Source organism: Aedoeadaptatus nemausensis (assembly GCF_903819165.1).
Classification (GTDB): Bacteria; Bacillota; Clostridia; order Tissierellales; family Peptoniphilaceae; genus Aedoeadaptatus; species Aedoeadaptatus nemausensis.
The window spans coordinates 1-1,278 of the sequence record NZ_CAIJCS010000058.1; the positions used below are offsets into that span (position 1 = coordinate 1).

Consider the following 1,278-nt stretch of genomic DNA (forward strand, 5'->3'; position numbering starts at 1 on the left):
AGATTATGATGCCTGCGTCTTTTAGCATGGCTCTTGCTATAGATATTCTTTGTTTTTCTCCCCCAGATAGACTTGCTCCACCTTCCCCAATGATAGTGTTATATCCTTCTGGTAAAGCTTCTATAAATTCATGACATCTTGCTTTTTTTGCAGCTTCTATAACTTCTTCATGGCTTGCATTTTGTTTCCCAAATTTTATATTGTTTTCAATTGTATCTTCAAAGAGATAGACATCTTGAAATACCATGGAAATAGAGTTCATTAAGTTTTCTATCTTATAGTCTTTTATATTTTTTCCACCTATTAAAATTTCGCCAGAATTTACATCCCAAAATCTTGCTATGAGATTACAAAATGTTGTCTTACCAGATCCAGATGGTCCTACAATAGCAGTCATGGTATTTTCTTTTATCTCTGCTGAAACATTTTTTAAAATTGGTCTATCATCATAAGAAAATGACATTTTTAAAGACTATGTTGTGATTTTTTATAGGCTCTGTAATACTTCCTTCTCTCATATCAGGCATAGAGTCTATAAAACCTACAGAATCTATGGCATTTTCGCAAGCTCTTAGGATTGCCATGTTTGATCCTGCCCCGATTAAGCCTTCAAAGATAATAAATGATGCCATAATCATAAGAATTGTTTCAGCAAGTGGAAGTTCACCAGATAAATTTAATTTTAATGATACATAGACCATAAATACTGTTGTTATTCCCATTACAATTCTTTGAATAACTGTGTATGGTGCTACAGATTTCTCCAGGTCTAAGAGTATTCTTGATGTGTCTTTTATAGACTTTCTCAAAGCTCTGTTATTTTCTCCACCAAGATTATAGGATTTTATAACCTGCATTCCTTGTAAAGTTGCTAATACTTCTTTTGTAAGTCTTGTTTGTGTTTCTGTCATTTTGTCTGCATTAGCTGATGATTTTTTCTCCATCATTGATGTTACTATAAAGAATACTATTACACCCACCACTGCAACAAGCCCTACCTTTACATTAAATATTAAAGTTCCAAGGACAAAGACTAAAGTATTTAAAACTCCACCAAGTACAAGAACCAAAAGCATAGGCACCCACATTTCTGCTTGGGAAAGTGAAGATGTGGCAATTGTAGTTAATCTTCCAAGTGAAAAGCTTGAAAAGAAACCCATGGGAACTCTTTTTATCTTCTCGCCTATTTCTATTCTCTTATGGGCAGCCATAAAATATCCCGCGTGAGTTTGTGCCATTTGAGATGATTTTTGTGTCATGATTTTTCCAACAAGGGAA

At 33.9% G+C, this 1,278-nt stretch carries 1 pseudogene; it reads right to left on the reverse strand.

What is annotated here, in order from left to right:
* A pseudogene (locus PEPTYR26121_RS08840) lies at positions 1–1,278 on the reverse strand (ABC transporter ATP-binding protein); the annotation flags it as partial.